At 74.1% G+C, this 591-nt stretch carries 1 pseudogene; it reads left to right on the top strand.

What is annotated here, in order from left to right:
* Window positions 1-85 precede the first annotated feature (85 nt).
* Window positions 86-591, top strand: a pseudogene (locus AC1DWF_RS36660) (hypothetical protein); the annotation flags it as partial.

The following is a 591-nucleotide window of genomic DNA, read 5'->3' as shown; positions in this document are numbered from 1 at the left end:
GGCACACCCTGGCCATGCGTTCCTCTCGCCCCCTTTCGCGTGTGGCTCTCCCCGCGTGGCGGGCGACGCTTCTCGACCCCGGACCATGCGGGCTGAAACGCGGCTGACCGCCGCGATCGCCGACCCGCAATCCATGCTCGAGGAGGCGCCCGAGGGCGCCGAACATCCCATGTCCGTGACTCAGGCTGCGCCCGTTCCGCGCGGCATCCAGTTCCCCGTCTTCGTGACGGCCGCCACCTGTGCCTTCGCCGGCGTCTGGATGAGCGTGCCGCTGGCCTCCGTGCTGCTGACCGGGCGCGGCGCCTCGCCGGCGCTGGTCGGGCTCTATGCCGCTGCCGTCTGGGTGGCCGCGCTGCTGGCGGCCCCGATTTCGCCCTGGCTCGCCGGACGGGTCGGCGGCGCGCTCCGGCTGCACCAGGGCGCCGTCGTGCTGTCGATGCTCGCGCTGGCCGGGCTCGGCACCAACCCCGCGATCCCGGTCTGGTTCGCGCTGGGCTCCGTGCTGGGCGTGGCCTCCTGCCTGACCTGGACCAGTTCCGACGCCATCGCCGGCGCCATGGCGCCAGCGGGGCGCGAGGGGCAGTTCCTTGG

This window comes from Aminobacter sp. P4_D5 (assembly GCF_056401815.1).
This window is presented reverse-complemented; position numbering and strand designations above follow the sequence as displayed.